24 protein-coding genes and 9 tRNA genes are annotated in these 22,530 nt (G+C 45.5%); 6 read left to right on the top strand and 27 right to left on the bottom strand.

Annotation, left to right across the window (positions count from 1 at the left end; genetic code table 11):
• Positions 1 to 12: 12 nt before the first annotated feature.
• On the bottom strand, positions 13 to 2,382 hold the full coding sequence (gene lptD, locus AACQ42_RS01020) for an LPS assembly protein LptD (RefSeq protein ID WP_026028946.1): 2,370 nt from the start codon (positions 2,380 to 2,382) through the stop codon (positions 13 to 15).
• Between the two features lie 149 nt (positions 2,383 to 2,531).
• Here lptD and djlA point away from each other — a divergent pair, with 149 nt between their 5' ends.
• On the top strand, positions 2,532 to 3,386 hold the full coding sequence (gene djlA, locus AACQ42_RS01015) for a co-chaperone DjlA (RefSeq protein ID WP_017043798.1): 855 nt from the start codon (positions 2,532 to 2,534) through the stop codon (positions 3,384 to 3,386).
• Between the two features lie 121 nt (positions 3,387 to 3,507).
• Here the strand turns inward: djlA and AACQ42_RS01010 are convergent.
• The 12 genes from AACQ42_RS01010 to mutY all read right to left on the bottom strand — a co-directional run bounded on the left by AACQ42_RS01010 (position 3,508) and on the right by mutY (position 7,458).
• Positions 3,508 to 3,583, bottom strand: a tRNA-Asn gene (locus tag AACQ42_RS01010).
• A gap of 30 nt (positions 3,584 to 3,613) precedes the next feature.
• A tRNA-Thr gene (locus tag AACQ42_RS01005) sits at positions 3,614 to 3,689 on the bottom strand.
• Positions 3,690 to 3,723: 34 nt separating this feature from the next.
• Positions 3,724 to 3,799, bottom strand: a tRNA-Asn gene (locus AACQ42_RS01000).
• 15 nt (positions 3,800 to 3,814) lie between these two features.
• Positions 3,815 to 3,890: transfer RNA gene (locus tag AACQ42_RS00995), tRNA-Thr, on the bottom strand.
• Positions 3,891 to 3,945: 55 nt separating this feature from the next.
• A tRNA-Phe gene (locus tag AACQ42_RS00990) sits at positions 3,946 to 4,021 on the bottom strand.
• Positions 4,022 to 4,392: 371 nt separating this feature from the next.
• Positions 4,393 to 4,468: transfer RNA gene (locus AACQ42_RS00985), tRNA-Asn, on the bottom strand.
• Between the two features lie 36 nt (positions 4,469 to 4,504).
• Positions 4,505 to 4,580: transfer RNA gene (locus AACQ42_RS00980), tRNA-Phe, on the bottom strand.
• A 6-nt stretch (positions 4,581 to 4,586) separates the two neighbouring features.
• Positions 4,587 to 4,662, bottom strand: a tRNA-Thr gene (locus AACQ42_RS00975).
• Positions 4,663 to 4,717: 55 nt separating this feature from the next.
• A tRNA-Phe gene (locus AACQ42_RS00970) sits at positions 4,718 to 4,793 on the bottom strand.
• 106 nt (positions 4,794 to 4,899) lie between these two features.
• Complete coding sequence (gene mltC, locus AACQ42_RS00965; RefSeq protein WP_094166178.1) at positions 4,900 to 6,030, bottom strand: membrane-bound lytic murein transglycosylase MltC; 1,131 nt, start codon at positions 6,028 to 6,030, stop codon at positions 4,900 to 4,902.
• Between the two features lie 78 nt (positions 6,031 to 6,108).
• Positions 6,109 to 6,381: an oxidative damage protection protein gene (locus AACQ42_RS00960; RefSeq protein ID WP_010320634.1), complete on the bottom strand. Its 273-nt coding sequence runs from the start codon at positions 6,379 to 6,381 to the stop codon at positions 6,109 to 6,111.
• A 21-nt stretch (positions 6,382 to 6,402) separates the two neighbouring features.
• Positions 6,403 to 7,458, bottom strand: coding sequence for an A/G-specific adenine glycosylase (gene mutY, locus AACQ42_RS00955; RefSeq protein ID WP_013857828.1), 1,056 nt, complete (start codon positions 7,456 to 7,458; stop codon positions 6,403 to 6,405).
• 175 nt (positions 7,459 to 7,633) lie between these two features.
• Here mutY and trmB point away from each other — a divergent pair, with 175 nt between their 5' ends.
• Positions 7,634 to 8,353, top strand: coding sequence for a tRNA (guanosine(46)-N7)-methyltransferase TrmB (trmB, locus tag AACQ42_RS00950; protein WP_026027213.1), 720 nt, complete (start codon positions 7,634 to 7,636; stop codon positions 8,351 to 8,353).
• Between the two features lie 143 nt (positions 8,354 to 8,496).
• On the top strand, positions 8,497 to 9,417 hold the full coding sequence (gene glsB / locus AACQ42_RS00945) for a glutaminase B (RefSeq protein ID WP_026028230.1): 921 nt from the start codon (positions 8,497 to 8,499) through the stop codon (positions 9,415 to 9,417).
• A gap of 83 nt (positions 9,418 to 9,500) precedes the next feature.
• Here the strand turns inward: glsB and hemW are convergent, their stop codons facing one another.
• The 7 genes from hemW to AACQ42_RS00910 all read right to left on the bottom strand — a co-directional run bounded on the left by hemW (position 9,501) and on the right by AACQ42_RS00910 (position 14,243).
• Entirely contained in the window at positions 9,501 to 10,658 is a 1,158-nt protein-coding gene (gene hemW, locus AACQ42_RS00940; protein WP_094166177.1) for a radical SAM family heme chaperone HemW, read from the bottom strand.
• Positions 10,658 to 11,257, bottom strand: a complete 600-nt coding sequence (locus AACQ42_RS00935; RefSeq protein WP_017042394.1) for an XTP/dITP diphosphatase — start codon at positions 11,255 to 11,257, stop codon at positions 10,658 to 10,660. The genes hemW and AACQ42_RS00935 overlap by 1 nt, the downstream gene beginning before the upstream one ends.
• A 12-nt stretch (positions 11,258 to 11,269) precedes the next feature.
• Positions 11,270 to 11,701 carry a DUF4426 domain-containing protein gene (locus AACQ42_RS00930; RefSeq protein ID WP_094166176.1) on the bottom strand — a complete coding sequence of 144 codons (432 nt, stop codon included), beginning with the start codon at positions 11,699 to 11,701 and terminating at the stop codon, positions 11,270 to 11,272.
• A gap of 42 nt (positions 11,702 to 11,743) precedes the next feature.
• Positions 11,744 to 12,034 (bottom strand): DUF167 family protein YggU, encoded by a 291-nt coding sequence (yggU, locus tag AACQ42_RS00925; RefSeq protein WP_026028959.1) that lies wholly within the window; start codon positions 12,032 to 12,034, stop codon positions 11,744 to 11,746.
• Positions 12,034 to 12,591, bottom strand: a complete 558-nt coding sequence (locus AACQ42_RS00920; protein ID WP_010320643.1) for a YggT family protein — start codon at positions 12,589 to 12,591, stop codon at positions 12,034 to 12,036. The genes yggU and AACQ42_RS00920 overlap by 1 nt, the downstream gene beginning before the upstream one ends.
• A gap of 70 nt (positions 12,592 to 12,661) precedes the next feature.
• Positions 12,662 to 13,480, bottom strand: coding sequence for a pyrroline-5-carboxylate reductase (proC, locus tag AACQ42_RS00915; protein WP_094166175.1), 819 nt, complete (start codon positions 13,478 to 13,480; stop codon positions 12,662 to 12,664).
• Positions 13,481 to 13,541: 61 nt separating this feature from the next.
• Positions 13,542 to 14,243 (bottom strand): YggS family pyridoxal phosphate-dependent enzyme, encoded by a 702-nt coding sequence (locus AACQ42_RS00910; protein WP_094166174.1) that lies wholly within the window; start codon positions 14,241 to 14,243, stop codon positions 13,542 to 13,544.
• 25 nt (positions 14,244 to 14,268) lie between these two features.
• Here AACQ42_RS00910 and AACQ42_RS00905 point away from each other — a divergent pair, with 25 nt between their 5' ends.
• Together AACQ42_RS00905 and AACQ42_RS00900 are read left to right on the top strand one after the other, a co-directional pair.
• Positions 14,269 to 15,306 (top strand): type IV pilus twitching motility protein PilT, encoded by a 1,038-nt coding sequence (locus AACQ42_RS00905; protein ID WP_013857819.1) that lies wholly within the window; start codon positions 14,269 to 14,271, stop codon positions 15,304 to 15,306.
• Between the two features lie 10 nt (positions 15,307 to 15,316).
• A complete protein-coding gene (locus AACQ42_RS00900; protein ID WP_017048293.1) occupies positions 15,317 to 16,423 on the top strand; it encodes a PilT/PilU family type 4a pilus ATPase in 1,107 nt (368 codons plus the stop codon).
• A gap of 83 nt (positions 16,424 to 16,506) precedes the next feature.
• On the opposite strand, the gene ruvX is transcribed toward AACQ42_RS00900, so the two are convergent.
• The 7 genes from ruvX to metK form a co-directional block, all read right to left on the bottom strand.
• Entirely contained in the window at positions 16,507 to 16,935 is a 429-nt protein-coding gene (ruvX, locus tag AACQ42_RS00895; protein WP_010320648.1) for a Holliday junction resolvase RuvX, read from the bottom strand.
• A gap of 97 nt (positions 16,936 to 17,032) precedes the next feature.
• Positions 17,033 to 17,596 carry a YqgE/AlgH family protein gene (locus AACQ42_RS00890; RefSeq protein WP_013857816.1) on the bottom strand — a complete coding sequence of 188 codons (564 nt, stop codon included), beginning with the start codon at positions 17,594 to 17,596 and terminating at the stop codon, positions 17,033 to 17,035.
• 46 nt (positions 17,597 to 17,642) lie between these two features.
• A complete protein-coding gene (gene gshB / locus AACQ42_RS00885) occupies positions 17,643 to 18,596 on the bottom strand; it encodes a glutathione synthase (protein ID WP_040122940.1) in 954 nt (317 codons plus the stop codon).
• Positions 18,597 to 18,609: 13 nt separating this feature from the next.
• Positions 18,610 to 19,341 (bottom strand): 16S rRNA (uracil(1498)-N(3))-methyltransferase, encoded by a 732-nt coding sequence (gene rsmE, locus AACQ42_RS00880; protein ID WP_094166173.1) that lies wholly within the window; start codon positions 19,339 to 19,341, stop codon positions 18,610 to 18,612.
• Positions 19,342 to 19,449: 108 nt separating this feature from the next.
• Positions 19,450 to 20,157 carry a deoxyribonuclease I gene (endA, locus tag AACQ42_RS00875; protein ID WP_013857813.1) on the bottom strand — a complete coding sequence of 236 codons (708 nt, stop codon included), beginning with the start codon at positions 20,155 to 20,157 and terminating at the stop codon, positions 19,450 to 19,452.
• 133 nt (positions 20,158 to 20,290) lie between these two features.
• On the bottom strand, positions 20,291 to 20,791 hold the full coding sequence (locus AACQ42_RS00870) for a SprT family zinc-dependent metalloprotease (protein ID WP_010320653.1): 501 nt from the start codon (positions 20,789 to 20,791) through the stop codon (positions 20,291 to 20,293).
• 67 nt (positions 20,792 to 20,858) lie between these two features.
• Positions 20,859 to 22,013 (bottom strand): methionine adenosyltransferase, encoded by a 1,155-nt coding sequence (metK, locus tag AACQ42_RS00865; protein WP_026027375.1) that lies wholly within the window; start codon positions 22,011 to 22,013, stop codon positions 20,859 to 20,861.
• Positions 22,014 to 22,342: 329 nt separating this feature from the next.
• Between metK and AACQ42_RS00860 the strand changes: the two genes are divergently transcribed.
• The coding region (locus AACQ42_RS00860) for a hypothetical protein (RefSeq protein ID WP_141195670.1) at positions 22,343 to 22,530 on the top strand (188 nt) is incomplete at its 3' end.

Raw genomic sequence — 22,530 nt, 5'->3', positions numbered from 1 at the left:
AGGCCGAATAAATTAGTTGTTTAGGAAAAATGGACGACCATAACTTAATGAATTTCCAGCGCTGTCTACGCCCGTCATTCCGGAACCTGCACCAATCGTGGTGCCAAAACCGACAATACCAAAGTTCAAACTAAAGTTATTTTCGTAGAGTGGCGTAGCATTAGGGTCAGTAACAAAATCACCATCCCATTTCCGCAGTTGATTACTATAAGTAAAACCAATATACCAACAATCTGAGGTGTAGCTTAGGTTAGCCAGCCACTCCAGGCTCTTTTCCGTGGTTAAATCGTAGAAGTACTGTCCGCTAGCATTCCACTTTTTGGAGATCTGATACCCAGCCAGTAAACCGGCTTGTGAAATGCCATCTTTGGTAATGGCATTAATATTGGTAATTGTATCGCCAACGGTATTATCAATATACTCTTTGGTGACGTAACGATAGTTAGTTTGAATGTATCCAGAACCCACTCTGTACTCTAGGGTACTGTTGGCCAGTTGCATCTTACTGCTATCAATGTCGTACTGAACCCCGCCATGGTAGAAGAGTAAATCATCATAGTTGAAGTCCATTTCGACGGCCCAAGCCGAATAGTTGGAAGTGTTGGCTGAATTATCTCCCTCATTAGGGGAGGAATTCTTGAGATCTTTTTTGAGGTAAAAAATCTGGCCAAAAGAGATATTTAAACGTTCTTTATACTGATCGTCGAAAAACCGTGAAGAGGCACCGTAGCTGATCTGATTTGCCGGGGCAATATAATCGACACCACTATATTTACGGCTGCGGAATAAACCATAATAATCGGTTTGCAGTAGCGTTGTATCGTACAGCCCGATATTGCGCTGATCTTCTCTCGGTACGTACAGGTACTGAATCTGCGGCTCAAGTGTCTGCGTATAATCATCAAACAGAACCGTATCTCTTTCCAGTACTAATCCCGCATGAGTTCTAAATTCCGGAATGATGCGTGAAACGCTCTCTTTTAGGTCTTTATAATTATCCGAATTGAGGTCAACACCGCTGAGATCTTGTTGGTAATAAGTACCAAGCACTCGCGCTTCGGTTGTCCAAGTGCCCCAGGTGTTACTGAGAGGAATAGTAAAGCCCGGTTCAATGTGCGCTCGGGTGGCTGCAGGTTTTCCTCTTGCATCGGTTTCAAAACGCGATAGATGGCTCACCATATCAAAGTTCAAATACGGTAATAATTCGGGCGCATAGTAATTAAACGCAATCTGTGGCATCAAGCGATAGGGTTGGTTGGTGCTAGTTTTGTCTTCTGTAAGCAGCTGAAAGTCGCGAACCAGTATCGATGAATCCCAATTGTGGGTCCGGTAGGTGGCTTTACCTTCTTGGATAAGCTGACCATCTTCTCGGTTACCGATACCTGAGTCTAAGTCACTAAAGTAGCTAATGTCACTGACTTGAGAGTAGTCAATTTCAAACTTCCAAGCTTGGTTGAAAATACCACTGTGTTGGTATTGGAAGCCCCAGCGGCTGCCCTTTTCCGGATGTTTTTGATCATCAGGTAAATATTCAGATTTAATGTTACCTGTACCAAAATCATTCAGATAACGGAATTCACTGTTTAATTGCGTACCGCGTTCTTGCATATATTTAAAGGTCGTTTCTAGGTCATAGTTTGGCGCTAAGTTCCAATAAATAGGTACTTGGGCTTCAAAACCATCGCTAGAACCGTAAGAAACGGTAGGGTATAAAAATCCCGTTTTACGTGTGTCGCCAATCGGCACCGTAAGAAATGGCAGATAAAAAATCGGAATATTTTGAATCTCGAAGCGCGGATTATAAAAAGTGGCTTGCTCTTCATTTTGGTCAATATCAATGCTGGATGCTTTCAATCGCCATGCATTATTACCTTCAGGGCAAGAGGTAATAGAACCATCTTCTATCTCATAAACGGCCTTACCCGTTTTGGAAATATACACAGCTTCACCACGGCCGGGTTCACACAAAAATTGATATTTTGTGTTCTCTAATGTCATTAAATCCGTATTAAGATTGTTGGTTGCTTTATCAGAAATGGTCCTTACTTCACCGTCACTGAAGTTGACATTACCTTGCGCAACTACAATATTATCTTTCTGATGCAGGGTAACGGTATCCGCTAGAATGCGTTTTTTACCTTGAACAACGACCACATTGCCTGAGTAGTTTGCGCGTTCACCGTTCACGGCTTCTAGCGTATCAGCCTCGACATTAATCGGTTGCTGACTTGAGTTTTCTGCTTCAGGTTCGTTGATCAAACATTGATCTATAGCGGGCATTTCCTGCACACTATTGTCTAACATAGCTTCTGCTTGAGTCTGTGGCACAAAAAGAGCTGCGCTAATTGAAGCGGCTAACAAGGTGCGGGAAAAACATGACATCGAGTTGTACTATCCTGTTTGAACTTGATTGATTCGGAAGATGGATGGCCGAATGTAAAATAAAACGTTTCTTATCATAAAGGAAATTGAAGCTCCCGGCACTATCAGACCGCTTTACTCCTGAAAAATTCATAGATTGAGAGCACATAATGCATATTTTTGGCAAAATTCTTGGCGCTTTTTTTGGCTTCTTATTTGGAGGACCGTTTGGCGCATTTTTTGGTTTGTTTCTCGGGCATCAATTTGATAAAGCTCGTCGTTTGAATCAAGCGGGGTTTAAAACTAGCTCATTTGGTTCTGGGCCAAGCCAAACTGAGCGACAAGACGAATTTTTTAAAGCCGCTTTCGCGGTCATGGGCCATGTTGCTAAAGCGAAGGGGCAAGTCACCAAAGAAGAGATCCAGCTAGCTACCATCATGATGGAGCGTATGAACTTACATGGTGAGCAACGTAAAGCGGCTCAAGATGCGTTTCGTGAGGGGAAAGAGAGTGGCTTTCCTTTAGAGGAAGTGTTGGAGCGTGTGCGCCTTTCGACGGGTGGACGCTTTGACTTGTTGCAATTTTTCCTCGAATTGCAAATATCAGCCGCGTTTGCCGATGGGGATGTTCACCCTAGCGAGCGCAATGTACTGCACAAAATCGCTCGTAGTTTGGGTTTCTCATCCGATCAACTGGAAAGACGCTTGCGTATGCAAGAAGCGGCCTTTCGTTTTCAACAAGGCGGAAATTTTGGTGGCCAACAACAAGGCTACCAGCAATCTGGGCAGTGGCAACAAGCCGCGCAAGCTGAACGCCTCACTGATGCTTACGATGTGTTAGGCGTGAGTAAAGATGCGGATGCTAAAGAGATTAAACGTGCCTATCGCAAATTGATGAATGAGCATCACCCAGATAAATTGATGGCCAAAGGCTTACCACCAGAGATGATGAACGTTGCGAAAGAAAAATCGCAAGAGATCCAAAATGCGTACGATTTGATTAAGAAAGAGAAGGGTTTTAAGTAACCGGCTATCGTGAATTACCGCGAACGTTCCAATCGATTGAGCTGGTGCAAACTGGCTCTTTTTATTATGAGCATACGCAAGACACAAAAAAAGCCAAGTTTGAAAACTTGGCTTTAGAAAGTGGCTCCCCCTGCAAGACTTGAACTTGCGACATACGGATTAACAGTCCGCCGTTCTACCGACTGAACTAAGGGGGAACGAATGTTTGCTTATCTTATGCAGATAAATGGTGCCGACTACCGGAATCGAACTGGTGACCTACTGATTACAAGTCAGTTGCTCTACCTACTGAGCTAAGTCGGCGCCGAATCAATAAGCAGTGCTCATTGATGAAAAGTGGCTCCCCCTGCAAGACTTGAACTTGCGACATACGGATTAACAGTCCGCCGTTCTACCGACTGAACTAAGGGGGAACAGGTTTTAAAGAATGGTGCCGACTACCGGAGTCGAACTGGTGACCTACTGATTACAAGTCAGTTGCTCTACCTACTGAGCTAAGTCGGCACATTTTTATCTTTAATTTTATTGTCTGTGCTAGGCACCAACAATTTAGAAACTGTGGTGCCCGGAGGCGGAATCGAACCACCGACACGAGGATTTTCAATCCTCTGCTCTACCGACTGAGCTATCCGGGCGACGGGGTGTATTAAAAGGTTTTTCGCATTTAACGTCAACAGTAAAATGCAAAAAAAATGTCGTTTGTTGTTTTTCTATACTTAGTGACTCGTTTTTGCCCATTTTCGTTAAAAATTAGTGTCAGATTAGATAGGGAAAGAGGCGTTGAAAAGAAAATAGGAGCTTTGAATGGAGCAAATAGCGAATAAAAGCGCGTTGAAAAACACACGTTTATCCGCTTGGTTACACTAAAGGAGCAAACTCACCAGACTGGTTTTAGTTTTTGACGGAAAATGGACTGACCCATAATTCAATCGTTGTAGAGGTAGAGGGAATTGGATAAATATGACAGGTAATAAAAAAGCCAAGTCGTTAAACTTGGCTTTAAAAGTGGCTCCCCCTGCAAGACTTGAACTTGCGACATACGGATTAACAGTCCGCCGTTCTACCGACTGAACTAAGGGGGAATTATCTGTGTAAGTCTAAGACTTCGCACCAAATAATGGTGCCTCGAGGCGGAATCGAACCACCGACACGAGGATTTTCAATCCTCTGCTCTACCGACTGAGCTATCGAGGCAATAAATGGTGCCGACTACCGGAATCGAACTGGTGACCTACTGATTACAAGTCAGTTGCTCTACCTACTGAGCTAAGTCGGCGCACTTTATTTATTGCTTGCTGCTACTTTAACAAAAGCACCAACAATTTAATTTGTGGTGCCCGGAGGCGGAATCGAACCACCGACACGAGGATTTTCAATCCTCTGCTCTACCGACTGAGCTATCCGGGCAACGGAGCGCTATTAAACGGATTTTCCCTTCAATCGTCAACTGCTTTTTGGAAATATTTTGAAAAAACGGTTTGTTTGCTGCGAATTTAGACAAAGCTGCGCTTTTTTATCCACCTGCGTTAAATTCCTTTTTGAATTTTGTTACTTTTTCTAAGTACCTTCTCGATTCAGCATTAGGGTGTTTTTGGGTCAGCGCCCAATAGACTTGATTGGGTTGCAGTGAATTTAAGTCCCTCATCGCTCGTTTCCTATCTTTGCTAAAGGTATTCAGTACTCCTCCTGTGCCGCCGTTGTAGGCCGAAATCATACTGTATTCGAGTGACGTTGGATGGCTGACCTCTTTGAGGTAGCGGTTTTTCAGAATATAAAAATAGGCCGTTCCCGTATCAATATTTTTTTCGGGATCAAACAGATATTCAGGACTGGGCTCACCAGATTTATTTTTGACCAGTTTAAAAACATCTCGACCTGCGGTTTTAGGAACCACTTGCATCAGGCCATACGCATTGGCCCAACTGACGGCGTAGGGGTTAAAGCTACTTTCAGTTTTTATGATCGCGTAGATCAGATCTTCGGGAATGTTATATTTTTTCGAGGCTCGGTGCACGATGTCGGCGTATTTATAACCTCGTTTAGAGGCATGATCCGCTACCATAGGAATTTCCACATAGTAGGCTTTTTTGAAATCAACGTTCTTAACTTTTAATTTATTTTCAATAAGATAATCAGCAAATCGATTCGCGCGCCAACCCCACTGGATCGGTTGTTTATCTTGATCAAGCACTTGGTTGTACAAAAATGGCTGACCATTCAATTCGATATTTTGTGAAGAGAAAAGGTCAACGTGCGCTGGATCATCAGGCGTCAGTAAGGTGGTAATAATGGCATTGCGTAGGTGCTTTTTGGGGTCGGTTGGGGAAACCGTTTCGATAATGATGGTTCCTTCGGCAAAATTGACTTCGGAACGACTAAGGTAATTATCGATATATTTTACGTAGTTGCTTTTACCGGCCACTTTGATCTCTTTGCTGCCCCAGCGTTTTTCAATATTGCCAGAAAAACTGCCGATCAGTGCATCTAAGGCGGCGGTATCTTTGACAAATTGCCCGGGTAATTGCGCTAAGTTTTTGGCAAAACGGTTGGTCGGCTCATAATCGACGCTGTATATGCGTTCAACTAATTCTCGGCTACAACCGGCCAGTAGCATTGCAATAAAAAAGTAAGTCAGCTTTCTCATTATCTTCCCAATACAAAAATGACATCAGAGCGTTTACCATGATGTCATTGATTATCCTCGAAATAAATAAGGTATCTCTTATTTGCTTGGTGGCGTGTAGCCTTCGATATGGACCTCTTTTCCTTCAAATAGGAAGTTGGTCATTTCGGTTTCCAGCAATTTACGATGTTCAGGGTCCATCATATTGAGTTTTTTCTCGTTGATCAGCATGGTTTGCTTATGCTGCCATTGTGCCCAAGCCTCTTTTGAGATGTTGTCAAAAATACGTTTACCCAATTCACCTGGGTACAGTTGAAAATCCAAACCGTCGGCTTCTTTATTTAGTCGAGCACAAAATACAGTGCGGCTCATGGTCACTTCCTCTTCGGTGTTTTAAGGGTTAATTTCAAATGGAAGGCTTTCTAGCAACTGTTTTACAGGAGCGGCTAAGCCGATTTGTTCCGGTTGGGCTAAGTTATACCAAAGACCTTTGCTTGCTTCCATGATGATGTTCGGTTGTTGAGATAACTCCACCAAGATCGGTGTGATCTCTAAATGATAATGGCTAAACGTGTGGCGAAAAGCGATGAGTGGGCGAATAGAGCGGATAGCGCTCTCTTTGATGGCTCTGTGATCAAGTTGATCTTCGATGGCGCTATTGGGGTTTTCAGGGAAGCAAAATAATCCACCCCAAATTCCACTTTGAGGGCGCTGTTCTAACCATACTTGATGGTTATGGTGTAGCATCACAAACCAAGTTTGCTTGGTTGGTTTGTCTGTTTTTGGTTTTTTGCCCGGATAATCGAGTGGGTTATTTTGTTTATTGGCGATGCAAAAAGATTCAACTGGGCAGAGCGTGCATTTCGGTTTGCTGCGTGTGCAGACCATCGCCCCCATATCCATCATGGCTTGGTTATATTTATCAACATCTTGCGCTGGCGTATTTTGTTCGGCATGTTGCCACAACTGAGTTTCAACCTTTTTTTGCCCCGGCCAGCCTTCGACAGCAAAACAGCGGGCTAAAGTACGCTTTACGTTACCATCTAAAATGGCGTGCGGCTGCTTATAAACCGAAGAAAGCACCGCCGCAGCGGTTGAGCGGCCAATACCCGGTAGAGCATTCATCTGTTCGATATCAAGGGGAAACTCACCGCCATATTCGCTGGCCACTATTTTGGCTGCTTTGTGTAGATTGCGCGCACGCGCGTAATAACCAAGGCCGGTCCATAGGTGCAGTACCTCGTCTTGTTCTGCATTGGCTAAATCAATCACGGTTGGAAAACGTTGCATGAAGCGTTCGAAATAAGGGATTACCGTTGCGACTTGAGTTTGTTGGAGCATAATTTCCGACAGCCAAACGCTGTAGGCCGTTTTGTTTTGTTGCCACGGCAAATGTTTGCGCCCATAGGCGTCATACCATTTTAAAATGGCGTTAGCGAAAGGTGTCACGACAGGCTCTTTGGTTTATAGTTTTAGTGGAGCAAAATTGCACCACATAAATGTGACGTTGTAAAACGGACAAATTGTGTGGATTTATCCAACAAGTTTATTTCGATAACACTTGCACCGAGAATAATTCTTTGGATAATCCCCGCTTTGATTAATCAATGTGCAGGCAAGATCAATGAGTGAAGTAACCACCAACGAATATACCGAAGAAGGCAAAATACTGCGTCGAATCCGTAGTTTCGTTCGTCGTGAGGGTCGATTAACCAAAGGCCAAGAAGCGGCAATGAATGAATGTTGGCCAACAATGGGTATTGATTTCCAGCCACAATTGCTCGATTGGGCGGCGGTTTTTGGTAACGATAACCCGGTGGTTTTAGAAATCGGTTTTGGTATGGGCGCTTCATTAGTTGAAATGGCTAAAAATGCACCGCAAAAAAACTTCTTTGGTATTGAAGTGCATAGCCCAGGTGTTGGCGCCTGTTTGTCAGCCGCTCGTGATGCTGGCGTGACTAATTTACGCGTGATGTGCCATGATGCAGTGGAAGTATTTGAACACATGATCCCTGATGGCAGCCTGCATACACTGCAACTGTTCTTCCCTGATCCTTGGCATAAAAAACGTCACCATAAGCGCCGTATTGTGCAGTTAGAATTTGCGGAAATGGTGCGTCAAAAACTAAAAATGGAAGAGGGCATCTTTCATATGGCGACGGACTGGGAAAACTACGCTGAGCATATGATTGAAGTGATGAATCAAGCGCCGGGCTTTGCCAATATTGCCGCAGAAGGTGACTATATTCCTCGTCCAGAAGAGCGTCCTTTGACTAAATTTGAAGCGCGTGGTCACCGTTTAGGTCATGGTGTGTGGGATATCAAATATAAACGCACCGCGTAACGACTCACTTTTGTTGCTGCAACAAAATTAGCGATTAAAGAAAAGCCAACATTGTTGTAATGTTGGCTTTTTCGGCCTTAGCGCCCTACGAAAATCATTATAAAAATAGAGAAAAACATTTCTCACCCGAGGTAAGGTCACCCATGAAGCTAACACCCAATCTACTTGCTGATATTTTGTGTGAGGTTCGCCCACTGATCGGCAAAGGAAAAGTCGCCGATTACATTCCTGCTTTAGCCAAAGTACCGAATAACAAGCTGGCGATCGCGGTTTACACCAATCAAGGTGAAGTGATTTCGGCTGGAGATGCCACGGAAGGATTCTCAATTCAATCCATCTCTAAAGCTTTGAGCTTAACGCTCGCTATGATGCTTTATAAACCAGAAGAGCTATGGCTTCGTGTCGGAAAAGAGCCTTCAGGCCAAGCGTTTAATTCGATGATCCAGCTTGAAATGGAGCAGGGCATTCCGCGTAACCCTTTTATCAATGCTGGAGCTATTGTGGTGGCGGATATGCTGCATAGCCGTTTATCAGCCCCTCGGCAGCGCTTACTGGAGTTTGTACGTCAGTTGTCCGGTGAAGAGGGCATCGTATACGACAAAGTGGTAGCGGCTTCAGAAATGATGCACAGCGATCGCAATGCCGCCATCGCCTATTTGATGCGATCGTTTGGTAATTTCGATAATGACGTTATCCCGGTACTGCACAACTATTTTCACGCTTGTTCACTTAAAATGAGCTGTGTTCAATTAGCGAAAACCTTCAGTTATCTGGCGAATAAAGGGGTGTCCGTGCATACCAAGGAAGCGATAGTAACGCCGACACAAAGTAAGCAGATCAATGCCTTATTGGCGACTTGCGGTTTGTATGATGGCGCAGGAGAGTTCGCTTATCGTGTTGGCATGCCGGGTAAATCGGGCGTAGGTGGCGGTATTATTGCTGTTGTTCCTGGGGAGATGACGATTGCGGTTTGGTCGCCAGAGCTTGATGCGTCAGGTAATTCTTTAGCGGGCACTAAGATGTTAGAACTCTTGGCTGAGCGTATTGGTCGCTCTATCTTTTAAGTTCAATATTTTCTGACAGCCCGTGTTTTTGGCAAAAGATTGGCTACCGATTAGGTTAGCCAATCTCTGTTGGGTTTATCTTTTTAGTCGTCAGCCATAAAGGCTTCGAGCAAGTCATTAAGAAACAGTTTTCCTTTTTCTGTGATTTGCCAGTGACTTGCGGTTTGCGTTAAATAGTGTTCGGCTAGTGCCCAATCTATCGTTGACTGAATCACGCTTAAACTTAATCCAGTTGTTTCAACAAAGTCTTGTTTCGGACAAGGTTCCATCAAGCGAAAGCGGTTCATGAAGAATTCAAAAGGGCGATCCGCAGCGGCGACTTCAAATTCGTCATCCAAGTAAGGTTTGAGTAAATTGAGATAGCCACGCGGATGCTTCACCTTAGTGGTGCGTACAATACGCCCATCGTTAAAGCTGAGCTTGCCATGCGCGCCACAACCAATCCCCAGATAATCACCAAAGCGCCAGTAATTTAAGTTGTGTTGGCATTGATAGCCGGGTTTGCTATAGCCAGAAATTTCATATTGCACGTACCCAGCGGCGGCCAATTTTTGGTGACCCAGCTCAAAAATATCCCACAGTGCGTCATCATCTGGCAAAGTAGGCGGTTTAAAGTAGAAAACCGTATTAGGTTCAATGGTCAGTTGATACCAAGAAAGATGAGGTGGGTTTAGTGCAATCGCTTTGTCTAAATCAGCCAGCGCTTGTTCACAGTTTTGATCGGGTAAGCCATGCATCAAATCTAAGTTGAAGCTGTTTAAGCCAATTTGATGAGCTAATTGAGCGGCATTAACCGCTTCTTGCTGACCATGAATTCGCCCTAAACGTGCCAGTTTTTGTGGCTCAAAACTTTGTACACCAATCGAGATGCGCGTCACCCCTGCTTGTCGATATCCAACAAAACGGTCAGCTTCTACAGTGCCCGGGTTGGCCTCCATAGTGATTTCAATCCCAGGCTTAAACGCAATACGCGCTTCAATGCCTTGTAGCAGGCGAGCAATACCTTCAGCAGAAAAAAGACTCGGTGTACCACCGCCAATAAAAATGGAATGCAATGGGCGAGGATGGTCTGCAAGGCGATATTTGGCGATATCGGTATCGAGATCCTCCAATAGCGCATCAATGTATTCACGTTCAGGAATATCGTGCTTTAGCGCGTGAGAGTTAAAATCACAATAGGGGCATTTTTGTACACACCACGGGATGTGCACGTACAAACTCAGCGCGGGTGGTTGCAACATTATGAATTTTGCTCGCTTAAGGTTTTAAATAGCATTTTTAGCGCTTTGCCACGATGTGAAAGCTGCTTTTTACGTGCAGGTAGCAGTTCAGCTGAAGCGCAGTTATCTTCAGGGACAAAGAAGATCGGATCATAACCAAAACCGTTACTGCCGTGAGCTTGGTGCAAGATGCGACCTTGCCACGTACCATGGCAGACCAATGGTGTTGGGTCATTTTCGTGACGCATGAAAACCAGCACGCAATGAAAACGAGCGGTGCGTTGTTCGTCTGGTACGCCTTCCATCGCCGCTAATAATTTTTCTAGGTTTTGTTGGTCACTGGCATTTTCACCAGCGTAGCGCGCCGAGTAAATCCCCGGAGCACCTTGCAGATAATCCACTTCTAATCCTGAATCATCGGCAATCGCAGGTAAGCCAGTGATTTTGGCAGCATGTCGTGCTTTGATGATCGCATTTTCAATAAAGGTGGTGCCAGTCTCTTCGGCTTCTGGGACGTTTAATTCTGTTTGCGCCACCACATCAAAACCGAAATCAACCAGCAGATCAGCCATTTCGCGCACTTTGCCTTGGTTTCCTGTGGCTAATACTATTTTTTTCATTGCACTATTTCTCTATTCTTCGACGTAGAATTTTTGGGTGAATTTAAGCTTACCGGTGCCTTTTAAGCCCGCATCAACCTCAATGTCAAAACTCAAATTCTCTTCATTGGTAATGGGGAATTCAGCGAGGTAATAAATCGCGTTGCCCTCTTTGAATTGTTTAAATTCAAGTTCACGTACCTGACCGATTAGGTTTTTTGCGTTGCCTTTGAGTTTCGCCTCTATAGCTGGTTTACCTAAGGCCGAGTTATCTAATACGCTGATGTTTAAAATAGCCGAGTAACCATTACGTTTTAACTGATAACTGCGCGCCACTTGTGGCGTTAAAAATGTTGAGTTGAAAGCTGAGTAGTGCACTTCAACATTCTTGATGGTTTGAAACTGCTCGGCGAGTGTGGGTAGCGAAATAAAGGCTATAACAAACGCTATCATCCATTTACGCATGTGGTGCTCCTTACAAAACAGAGTGGGCTAAATAAAAAGCCATCACAAGATGGCTTCAATCGGCTCTGGTATCACTTGAGGTGAATGAATTCGGACTTGTTTATGACGTCCCAATTCCCCTTTTTCTATCTCGATTAAACCTTTGGCGACTTTAAATTGTTTGGCCAAGAATTTGGTTAAATGCGCGTTGGCTTTGCCATCAACAGGCGGGGCTGTGATGGCAATTTTGAGCTCCTCACCATGCAAGCCGACGATACTATCGCGGCTTGCTTTGGGTTGGATATAGAGCTTGAGGATTAGATCCTCTCCCTCTTGCCAAACAGCAGATGACATTACAACTGATACCATACTGGGCCAATAAAATCGCCCATTAGGAAGTTCGCAAACTGCAGCACAATAAACAGCACCAATACACTTAAATCAAAACCACCCATCGCTGGTAGGATACGGCGGATCGGCGCAAGCATCGGCTCTGTTAATTGATGAAATACGTATTCAATCGGGCTGCGGCCTTGGCTAACCCAACTGAGAATAGCGCGGATCAACAGCACCCAGAACAGCAAACCGCCAGCGGCTTTGACTAACGAGAGTAAGCCTAAGAATAAAAAGTAGACGCTAAAACTAACCGCACCACCTGATGCCACCAGCATTAAGGCAATAAATTTCAATACGCACAGCACGTACGCAAAGAGAACCGTGGCCAAATCTAGGCTACCAATGGATGGAATCGCTCGGCGCAGTGGGCCAACCACAGGTTGCGTTGCTTTGACGATAAACTGGGAGAATGGGTTATAGAAATCGGCACGCGCTGCTTGTAACCAGATACGTAAAATTACGACCATGATGTACAGATCAAACAGGGTGGAGATCAAAAAACTCATTGAATTCATAGCTAGCCCTTAATATGAGTAGAGTGTCGTTTGCGCTTTTGCGCTATAGCTTAGTGAAACGCCACTAGGATTAAAACAGTTTTTCCATTTCTTGTGCACGAGTTACGGCCGCTTGCATCGCTTGTGCAACGATATTGGCAAGTTGATGCTCGTTAAAGGTGCGAATCGCCTCGGCGGTGGTGCCGCCTTTGGAGGTCACTTGTTCACGCAATGTCGAGAGTTCAATCTCAGGGTTTGCCACCACCATTTCGGCTGCGCCTAACGCCGCTTGTTGTACTAACAAACGGGCCGTTTCTTTATCAAAGCCTTGAGCGATGGCTTCATTTTGCATCGCTTCCATAAACAAAAAGAAGTAGGCAGGCGCACTGCCTGCGGCGGCGATGATGCCATTAATGGCGGACTCGTTTTCAACCCAGCACACTTCACCAACGGCTTGTAGCAATTGTGCGGTAAAGCGTTTGTCTTGCTCTGATACGCTTGGAGTGGCAAATAGACCGCTCATGCCTCGATTGATCAGCGAAGGTGTATTGGGCATGGCGCGTACTAGTTGTAGTTCGGTTGCCAGCATCTCATTAAGGCGCGCCGCAGAAACACCTGCTGCAATGGAGATCACCAACTTATTTCTAAAATCAATGGATTGCAAAGGTTGACAGACACTGGCCATCAACTGCGGTTTGACCGCCAGTACCACCACATCGGCTTGCTGCGCTGCGGCAAGATTATCGCTGGTGGTGTGAATACCATAAGCACTTTCCAGTGGTTTGCGTCTTGTTTCTGACGGTGCGGTCACGGTAATTCTATCAGCTGGATAACCGCTGGCGACTAAGCCTGCAATAATTGCTTTGGCCATATTGCCTGCACCGATAAAAGTGATGTTTCTCTGCTGCATCTGCTGACCTCTAATTGCTTGTCGCTGATTGATTATTATGTGGTTGATAGATAAGCCAGTGCTAAGCGTAATCACGCGCACCAAAAATAGCGGTGCCGATCCTCACCATAGTGCTACCAGCTTCAATCGCCGCTTGCATGTCGCCACTCATGCCCATTGAGAGCGTATCTAACCCTGAAAAACGTTCAGACAATTGCGCTTGTAAGCTCGCCAGTTTTTGAAATGCGGCAAGTTGCGCAGCGTAATCGGGGACATTCTCAGGAATAGACATCAGTCCTCTTAACGTGAGGTTGGGTAGCGCGGATATCAACTCTGCCAACTCAACTATTTCGTGTTCACCAATGCCCGATTTCGAGCTTTCACCGCTGGTGTTGACTTGAATCAAGACCTGTAGTGGTGGCATGCCTGCTGGGCGTTGATCATTTAAACGCTGGGCAATTTTACTTCGATCCACCGTATGCACCCAAGCAAAGTTCTCGGCCACAATGCGCGATTTATTGGACTGAATTGGGCCGATAAAGTGCCATTCTAAATCCAGTTCGGGGTGCAAGGTATTGAAGTATTGAACTTTATCCGCGCCCTCTTGCACATAGTTTTCACCAAATAAACGTTGCCCAGCGCGCGTTGCTTCTAGAATCGCCTCGACAGGTTTGGTCTTACTGACCGCTAAAAGTTGCACTCTCTCTCGAGCGCGTCCACACTTTTGTTGTGCACTTTCAATTTGTGAAGTGATCTGTTCAATGTTTTGTTGAATACTACTCATAGCCTGACTTTACTAAGGAAATTAAATGGATATCGCTGAGCTACTGGATTTTAGTGTAAAGCACAACGCTTCGGATCTACACCTATCTGCAGGTGTTCCACCTATGGTACGGATAGATGGTGAAGTAAGAAAGCTCGGAGTGCCTGCTTTTACTCATGCTGACGTGCATCGTTTGATTTTTGAGATCATGAACGATGCTCAGCGTAGTGAATTTGAAGAGAAACTGGAAGTGGATTTCTCATTTGAGCTGCCTAATGTAGGGCGTTTTCGTGTCAATGCTTTCCATCAATCTCGTGGCTGCTCTGCGGTTTTTCGGACGATTCCTACGGTGATCCCAACCTTGGAAGAACTACAAGCGCCTGACATTTTTAATAAAATCGCCAATTATGAGAAAGGATTGGTGCTGGTGACTGGGCCAACAGGGTCGGGTAAGTCGACCACACTGGCAGCAATGGTTGATTACATTAATTCTCATCACAACAAACACATTTTAACCATTGAAGACCCAATTGAGTTTGTGCATAGCAACAATAAATGTTTGGTTAACCAACGCGAAGTGCACCGAGATACCCACAGCTTTAAAGCGGCGCTACGCTCGGCGCTGCGCGAAGATCCGGATGTAATCTTGGTCGGTGAGCTGCGCGATCAAGAAACCATCAGCTTAGCGTTAACCGCGGCTGAAACCGGGCATTTAGTGTTTGGCACGTTACATACCAGCTCTGCGGCGAAAACCATCGACCGGATCATTGATGTGTTTCCCGGTAGTGATAAAGAGATGGTTCGTTCAATGCTCTCTGAATCATTGCGAGCAGTGATTGCGCAAAAGCTGCTAAAACGTTTAGGTGGGGGCCGCGTCGCATGTCATGAAATTATGCTTGCCACTCCAGCGATTCGTAACTTGATCCGCGAGGATAAGGTTGCGCAGATGTACTCCATCATCCAAACGGGTGCGGCGCATGGCATGCAAACCATGGAACAGAATTCCAAACAGTTGATTGCGCAAGGTATTGTCGATCAAGAAGAAGTGCAGAAAAAACTGGAAGTCAATTCATCACCATTTTAAGAGAGAGCTCATGGAACTGAACCAATGTCTTGAGGGTATGTTGACTCAAAAAGCTTCCGACTTGTACCTCACCGTAGGAGCGCCAGTGTTATTTCGCGTCGATGGAGAGTTAAGAGCTCATGGCGAAAAGTTATCCCAAACGCAGGTGATGGCGTTGTTAGATGCCATGATGGATGAGGATCGCCGCCGTGAATTTCAACGCACACGTGAAGCCAATTTTGCAGTGGTGAGAGAGATTGGCCGTTTTCGTGTCAGTGCTTTTTTTCAGCGTGAGCTGCCCGGTGCGGTGATCCGCCGTATTGAAACTCATATCCCCACTTTTGAAGAATTAAAGTTACCGGGCGTGTTGCAAGATCTCTCGATTGCAAAGCGTGGGCTGGTGCTGGTGGTCGGCGCGACGGGGTCGGGCAAATCGACCACCATGGCGGCCATGACGGGTTATCGTAACTCGCACCGAACTGGGCATATTTTAACAGTGGAAGATCCGATTGAGTTTGTGCATGAGCATCAGCGCTGCATTGTGACCCAGCGAGAAGTGGGGTTGGATACCGAGAGTTACGAAGTGGCGCTGAAAAACTCGCTGCGCCAAGCCCCTGATATGATTTTAATTGGTGAGATCCGTTCACGTGAAACGATGGAATATGCGATGACCTTTGCCGAGACAGGTCATTTATGTATGGCAACGTTACATGCTAACAATGCCAACCAAGCGCTTGAACGAATTTTGCATTTGGTCCCTAAAGAGCAAAAAGAGCAGTTTTTATTTGATCTGTCGATGAACCTCAAAGGCGTCGTGGGGCAGCAGTTGATACGCGATAAAAATGGCAAGGGACGACATGGTGTGTTTGAGATTTTACTCAACAGCCCTCGAATTTCCGATTTGATCCGCCGCGGTGATCTGCACGAATTGAAAGCGACGATGGGCAAATCAAAAGAAGTGGGGATGCAGACTTTTGACCAAGCACTGTATCAACTGGTCGTTGAGGACAAAATCAGTGAACAAGATGCACTGCACAGCGCTGACTCGGCTAACGATTTACGTTTAATGTTAAAAACAAAGCGTGGCGAAGGGATCAGCAGTGGCACATTGGATAACGTGCAGATTGATATGGAATAGTCGCAGTTTAAGACGAACAATCCCGAACTCGATTCGGGATTGTGCTGCATCGCTGTATTAAAGTTAAGTTGCGTGAGGTTAAGTTACGCGCCCCATTGCGCTTCAAACCAGCTCTCTAAGATCACTACAGCTGATTGGCAATCGACATTGCCTTTGCTCAGCGCTTTATAGCCGCCCATGGCAAATAAGTCGGCGCGGGCTTCCCGGGTTGAAAGCCGTTCGTCATGCATCTCGACGGGTAAGCCAAAGCGCCCGTGTAAACGCTGCGCAAATTTTTTGGCTCGCGGAGTAATGGTTTCCAACGCTTTGCCGTGCAAATCTGTTGGTAGGCCTACCACCAATAAATGGGGTTGCCACTCTTTGATCTGCTTTTCGATCTCTTGCCAATGTGGAATTCCGTCATTGGCTTTAAAGGCTTTAAGTGGCGATGCGGTGCCTGTAACTTCTTGGCCAATCGCACTGCCGATGCTTTTGGTGCCAAAGTCAAAAGCCATAATGGTTCTGGATGTCATAATCAGTATCTTGAATGGTGCAACGAAGGCTCTAAAAATGCACGTTGCTTAGTTAGAGCCGTAAAGGTTAGAGCCGTAAAGGTTAGAGCAGTAAAAGTTAAGCATGCCCAGCTTGTGCTGAGAGTTGGATAGGATCAATGCCGAGTTTTTTAATCGCCTGATTCCACTTATCGTGAATGGGCGTATTAAAGATAACATCTGGATCGGCCTCAATGGTTAACCAAGAATTTTCAGCCAGCTCTAACTCAAGCTGACCGGGCTCCCAGCCTGAATAACCCAGAGCCACAAGATAGTGACTTGGTTCGGCATCCGTGCCCAGTACCGCTAAAATATCTTTCGATGTGGTGACGGCAATGTCATCGCTCATACGGATGCTGGATTCATAATGATCTTTCGGTCGATGTAGAATAAACCCACGATCTTCAGAAACAGGACCGCCATTCAATACGGGCCTTTTTAGGCTATCAAGTTGAAGCTTCGGGTAGCTTGGCTCAACATCGACTTGGTTTAACATGCCGCCCACGGTGATATCAATCGGCACATTAATCATCAAGCCCATCGCCCCCTCTTCATTGTGCTCACAGATGTAAATAACACTGTGCTTGAAGTAAGGGTCTCTCATACTTGGCATGGCGACTAAAAAATGATTTGTAAGATTCATACTGCCTCCAACCTATCGCAAATTACTGGGCAAGAGTTTGCCCAGTTCAGCATGACTTGTTGATTCGACGCTCAATCGCGTCCATCAACTTACCGGTAATTGAGATATCAAAGGCGGCCTCTATTTCACGAATACACGTAGGGCTCGTCACGTTGATCTCAGTGAGCTTGTCGCCAATAACGTCAAGTCCGACAAAGATTAAGCCTTTTTCTTTCAATGTTGGAGCAATAGTTTGAGCAATTTTTTTATCGGTTTCGCTCAGCGGACGCGCTTCACCACGGCCACCAGCTGCCAAATTGCCACGGGTTTCACCTTGTGCCGGAATTCGCGCTAGGCAGTAAGGCATTGGTTCACCATCGACCACTAAAATACGTTTATCACCGTTGCTGATGTCAGGTACAAAAGTTTGCGCCATACAGTAGTTTTGGCCGTGGTTAGTTAATGTTTCGATAATGACAGATACGTTTGGATCACCCTCTTTAACGCGGAAGATAGATGCCCCGCCCATACCGTCTAACGGTTTTAAAATCACATCACCATGTTGCGCGCGGAAGGCTTTAATTTTTTCCGCTTTACGCGTCACTATGGTGGTTGGCGTTAGTTCAGGGAACCATGCCGTAAACAGTTTCTCATTGCAGTCACGTAAGCTTTGCGGCTTATTGACGATTAATGTTCCTGCTTCTTCTGCTCGTTCTAGAATGTAGGTTGCGTAGATATATTCAGTGTCAAACGGCGGATCTTTACGCATCAACACTGCATCGAGATCAGCCAGTGGAATAGTTTGCTCAGATAAAAACTCATACCAACCGTTCGGATCTTCTTTCAATGTCACCACTTTGGTATCGGCAAAAGCGACACCTTGATCTAAGTGTAGATCATTCATCTCCATATAGTGGATTTCATAACCACGACGCTGCGCTTCTAGCAACATGGCAAAGCTGGAATCTTTTTTGATGTTAATGGACGAGATAGGGTCCATGACGATACCAAGTTTAATCATTGTTTTTCTCCGGTTAGCCAAGATCGCCAAAGCGAACTTGAAGAGCAGTAATAGCCGTTAAGGCCGCAGTTTCAGTACGCAGTACGCGTGGGCCTAGCAAGGTTTCTTCAAAATGGTACTGTTCAGTCATGCTAATTTCTGATTCTGATAAGCCCCCTTCAGGGCCAATCAACAAACGGACTTTATTGATAGGTTGAGGCAGGGTATTAATCGAATACTTCGCACGTGGATGTAAGTTGAGCTTGAGCGCATCACTGGGTTCGGCACACCACTCTTGCAACTGCATAATTGGGCGGATCAGCGGCACAATATTGCGGCCGCACTGCTCACAAGCGCTGATTGCAATTTTTTGCCACTGTTCAAGTTTTTTCTCAAAACGTTTGGCATCTAATTTCACGCCGCAACGTTCAGAAATCAAAGGTGTGATGGTATTGATGCCAAGTTCGACCGATTTTTGAATGGTGAACTCCATTTTGTCACCGCGTGAGATCACCTGCCCAAGGTGTAAATTAAGAGGCGATTCACAGCTGCTTTCGACTCTTTTCAACACATTGACCAGCACATTTTTTTTGCTGACCTCGGTAATTTCCGCTGGGAATTCCGCGCCACTGCCATCAAAAAGCAGTACTTCTTGGCCCGCTTGCATGCGTAACACCCGGCCAATATGCCCAGCCGCATCATCATTGAGAGCAATAATGCTTGAGGGTTGAAGAGGAGTCGGATGATAAATTCTAGGGATACGCATGGATAGTTCCTACCTGACGTTTAATAGCCATTAACATGGATGCTTTACACTGAAAAAACAAGGGGCAAGGGCGAGTTTCAATCACGAAAATGGCCCACAAAAAGTACCTTATGAACGGCACTGTTGCTGTACAAATGGGTTGTGATTGCCTTGAACTTTGGCAATTCGCTGATCGCGTTTGCATTCCCACTCATCGGCTGGGTATTGGCGATTCCAAGCTTGCATTAGCTGTGTTTGAGACTTGGATAACTGAAAGCCATAGTTTTGGCTCATGTACAGATAGGTACGAGCAATTGAGCCACGTGCTCTATCGGGTGGCATGACTTTGCGTTGTTTAAAATCGACCTGCATTTCACAACGGCCATAGCTTTCACCTTCTACGCCATTCCACTGACTGAAATTGTAGTTTGAACGGTCGCCGTTGACTTCGCCAATCGCCGGCGTCAGATTGTGGAGGTCAGCTTCCATCGAACGAAAAATAGTATCATTTTTGGTGCAATTTTTACGCCCACCTTGTTGCCAGCACTGACGCTGGTGGCCAAATTGCCAAGCCGGGACGACGTGTTCCCATTCAATGCGGCTGGCGCGAGTTTGCTGTTTGCGAACTTGGTAACCACAAGCTTGTAAGTCGGGCGTGCCTTTCTTACCTTGCCATGCTATGTCACAACCGCAGTAAAAGCTCACTGGATGATCATGATAGATTTTCAATGCTTCTTTTTTAGCTTGAGAAAAGGAAGCGGGAGGCGCAGCTAGGGCACAAAACGAGAACAGAGCTAAGCTGCTATTCACAAGCAATAAGCGAAAATAGGACATCATTTAGACTGATATAAGTATGGTTTTTATAAGTCTAACACTCAGATTAAAGAATAATAAATGATGTTTTTGTTGTTAATTGCAGATGAGTGTAATCACACCGCTGTGGATTCAAGTAGCAGCAACCAAAGTTTATTTAGGAAAGCTGCACGCCAGTAAAATGGAGCGTTTGTGCACAGTGTTGGCAGCGGTAGGTGGCTTGATTGCGCATCACTTTATTGTGGCGACGGACAGTGAGCGGGTAATGCGCACAGGCGCAGCGATATTCAAAGGTTTTACCTTGCACTGAAGAGACTTCAAAGCGATGAGTGGTATTGGCTGGTAAATGAAACACTTGATTCATCACAGCCTGCCACTCTTTACCGTGTGGAGGAACGCGACCATAGCGCTGGTAGGTAATTAGGTGGGCGATTTCATGTGGGATCACTTCATCGAGAAAGGCGCGTTGATTTTCAGCAAACAGCACTGGATTCAGTCTGATTTCCCAACGTTGTAAATAAGCCTTACCTGCCGCCTTTCCCCGCAACTGATAGTTGATACTCGGCATAGGGAAGTCGTGTTGAAAATAGTGACGAGCGGTTGTGATGCACTGCTTTGCTTTTACTTGCGCACGGTAATGTAGCTCAAAATTAGGCACAGATTCATTCCTAGAAAAAAGCCCTTGCGAATGAGCAAGGGCTTACAAATTTAAACTAGGTTGAAAATTACTTCAAGCCAGCAAAGTCACGTAGGATGGCGGCTTTGTCAGTCGCTTCCCAAGGAAACTCTTCACGGCCGAAGTGACCGTAAGCGGCAGTTTTCTTGTAGATCGGTTGCAGTAAATTGAGCATTTCTTGTAGGCCGTATGGGCGTAGGTCGAAGTGCTGGCGTACCGCTTCAATGATGATCTCTTGTGATACTTTCTCAGTACCAAAGGTTTCGACCATGATTGAGGTTGGATCTGCAATACCAATCGCGTATGACAACTGAATTTCACAACGATCAGCAAGGCCAGCCGCCACGATATTTTTCGCCACATAACGCGCCGCGTAAGCTGCACTACGGTCTACTTTTGATGGATCTTTACCAGAGAATGCACCACCACCGTGACGCGCTGCGCCGCCGTAGGTATCAACGATGATCTTACGACCAGTTAAACCACAGTCGCCCATTGGGCCGCCAATCACAAAACGACCGGTTGGGTTGATGAAGAATTTGGTCTCTTTGCTAAGCCACTCGGCTGGCAACACAGGCTTAATGATCTCTTCCATGACGCCTTCGCGTAGGTCAGCTGTCGAGATAGAGTCGCAATGTTGCGTTGAAAGAACGACGGCATCAATTCCAACAATTTTACCTTGGTCATATTGGAAGGTAACTTGAGATTTTGCATCAGGACGTAGCCAAGAAAGCGTGCCATTTTTACGCACTTCTGCTTGTTTTTGCATCAAGCGGTGAGCGTAGGTGATCGGTGCTGGCATCAGGATTTCAGTTTCGTTGGTCGCGTAACCGAACATAATACCTTGGTCACCGGCGCCTTGTTCTTTAGGATCGGCCTTATCAACACCTTGGTTGATATCAGGTGACTGTTTACCAATGGTATTCAAAACAGCGCAAGAATTGGCATCGAAACCCATCTCTGAGTTGACGTAACCAATTTCACGAACGGTTTGGCGAGTAAGCTCTTCAATGTCCACCCATGCAGAGGTCGTGATTTCACCACCAACCATGACCATGCCGGTTTTCACGTAAGTTTCACAAGCAACGCGCGCTTTGATGTCTTGTTCTAGAATCGCATCCAAAACTGCATCAGAAATTTGGTCTGCAATTTTATCTGGATGGCCTTCTGAAACGGATTCAGAAGTAAACAGGTGCTTAACCATGAGAGCTCCACTTTTAATCGTTGGACTATGGCAAGCTTCGCTCACCATCGTTATTCATTAGTTTATGTAGGTGTTTCTACATCTAGACGTCTATTCTAGTTTTGAATGGTCGAATTACAAGTTATTTTTACGCCTGTCTGTAAACCAAACGTTTGCTTAAATTTAGATGAAAAATTGGAGTTTGGTTTTTTATCCTAAAAATAAGCGCTAAAGAGCACTATTTCTCCAGTAAAACGTTTGCAGTGAGAAAAGTGCTTTGAGAGAATAGCCGCGCTATTTTCAGCCCATTTCCGTTAATTTGAATTCGCTTAATGCACTCAGGAGCAGACATGTCTTCCCGTAACCTTGTTTCTAATAAAGAACTCGCCAATGCCATCCGTGCTCTTAGTATGGACGGTGTTCAACAAGCTAACTCTGGTCACCCTGGTGCACCGATGGGTATGGCGGATATCGCTGAAGTGCTTTGGCGTAGCCACTTAAACCATAACCCACAAAACCCACAATGGGCTGACCGCGA

Source organism: Vibrio sp. V12_P9A6T4 (assembly GCF_963874835.1).
Lineage (GTDB): Bacteria > Pseudomonadota > Gammaproteobacteria > Enterobacterales > Vibrionaceae > Vibrio > Vibrio anguillarum.
This window is presented reverse-complemented; position numbering and strand designations above follow the sequence as displayed.

Coding starts and splice junctions, on each gene's coding strand:
- hemW (WP_094166177.1), bottom strand. CDS start 10,658: ATGTTGCAACCACCCGCGCTGAGTTTGTACGTGCACATCCCGTGGTGT.
- trmB (WP_026027213.1), top strand. CDS start 7,634: ATGAGTGAAGTAACCACCAACGAATATACCGAAGAAGGCAAAATACTG.
- AACQ42_RS00935 (WP_017042394.1), bottom strand. CDS start 11,257: ATGAAAAAAATAGTATTAGCCACAGGAAACCAAGGCAAAGTGCGCGAA.
- rsmE (WP_094166173.1), bottom strand. CDS start 19,341: ATGCGTATCCCTAGAATTTATCATCCGACTCCTCTTCAACCCTCAAGC.
- gshB (WP_040122940.1), bottom strand. CDS start 18,596: ATGATTAAACTTGGTATCGTCATGGACCCTATCTCGTCCATTAACATC.
- AACQ42_RS00920 (WP_010320643.1), bottom strand. CDS start 12,591: ATGAATTCAATGAGTTTTTTGATCTCCACCCTGTTTGATCTGTACATC.
- AACQ42_RS00960 (WP_010320634.1), bottom strand. CDS start 6,381: ATGAGCCGCACTGTATTTTGTGCTCGACTAAATAAAGAAGCCGACGGT.
- AACQ42_RS00900 (WP_017048293.1), top strand. CDS start 15,317: ATGGAACTGAACCAATGTCTTGAGGGTATGTTGACTCAAAAAGCTTCC.
- mltC (WP_094166178.1), bottom strand. CDS start 6,030: ATGAGAAAGCTGACTTACTTTTTTATTGCAATGCTACTGGCCGGTTGT.
- AACQ42_RS00910 (WP_094166174.1), bottom strand. CDS start 14,243: ATGAGTAGTATTCAACAAAACATTGAACAGATCACTTCACAAATTGAA.
- AACQ42_RS00905 (WP_013857819.1), top strand. CDS start 14,269: ATGGATATCGCTGAGCTACTGGATTTTAGTGTAAAGCACAACGCTTCG.
- AACQ42_RS00930 (WP_094166176.1), bottom strand. CDS start 11,701: ATGCGTAAATGGATGATAGCGTTTGTTATAGCCTTTATTTCGCTACCC.
- lptD (WP_026028946.1), bottom strand. CDS start 2,382: ATGTCATGTTTTTCCCGCACCTTGTTAGCCGCTTCAATTAGCGCAGCT.
- djlA (WP_017043798.1), top strand. CDS start 2,532: ATGCATATTTTTGGCAAAATTCTTGGCGCTTTTTTTGGCTTCTTATTT.
- ruvX (WP_010320648.1), bottom strand. CDS start 16,935: ATGACATCCAGAACCATTATGGCTTTTGACTTTGGCACCAAAAGCATC.
- AACQ42_RS00890 (WP_013857816.1), bottom strand. CDS start 17,596: ATGAATCTTACAAATCATTTTTTAGTCGCCATGCCAAGTATGAGAGAC.
- metK (WP_026027375.1), bottom strand. CDS start 22,013: ATGGTTAAGCACCTGTTTACTTCTGAATCCGTTTCAGAAGGCCATCCA.
- glsB (WP_026028230.1), top strand. CDS start 8,497: ATGAAGCTAACACCCAATCTACTTGCTGATATTTTGTGTGAGGTTCGC.
- yggU (WP_026028959.1), bottom strand. CDS start 12,034: ATGTCATCTGCTGTTTGGCAAGAGGGAGAGGATCTAATCCTCAAGCTC.
- proC (WP_094166175.1), bottom strand. CDS start 13,480: ATGCAGCAGAGAAACATCACTTTTATCGGTGCAGGCAATATGGCCAAA.
- endA (WP_013857813.1), bottom strand. CDS start 20,157: ATGATGTCCTATTTTCGCTTATTGCTTGTGAATAGCAGCTTAGCTCTG.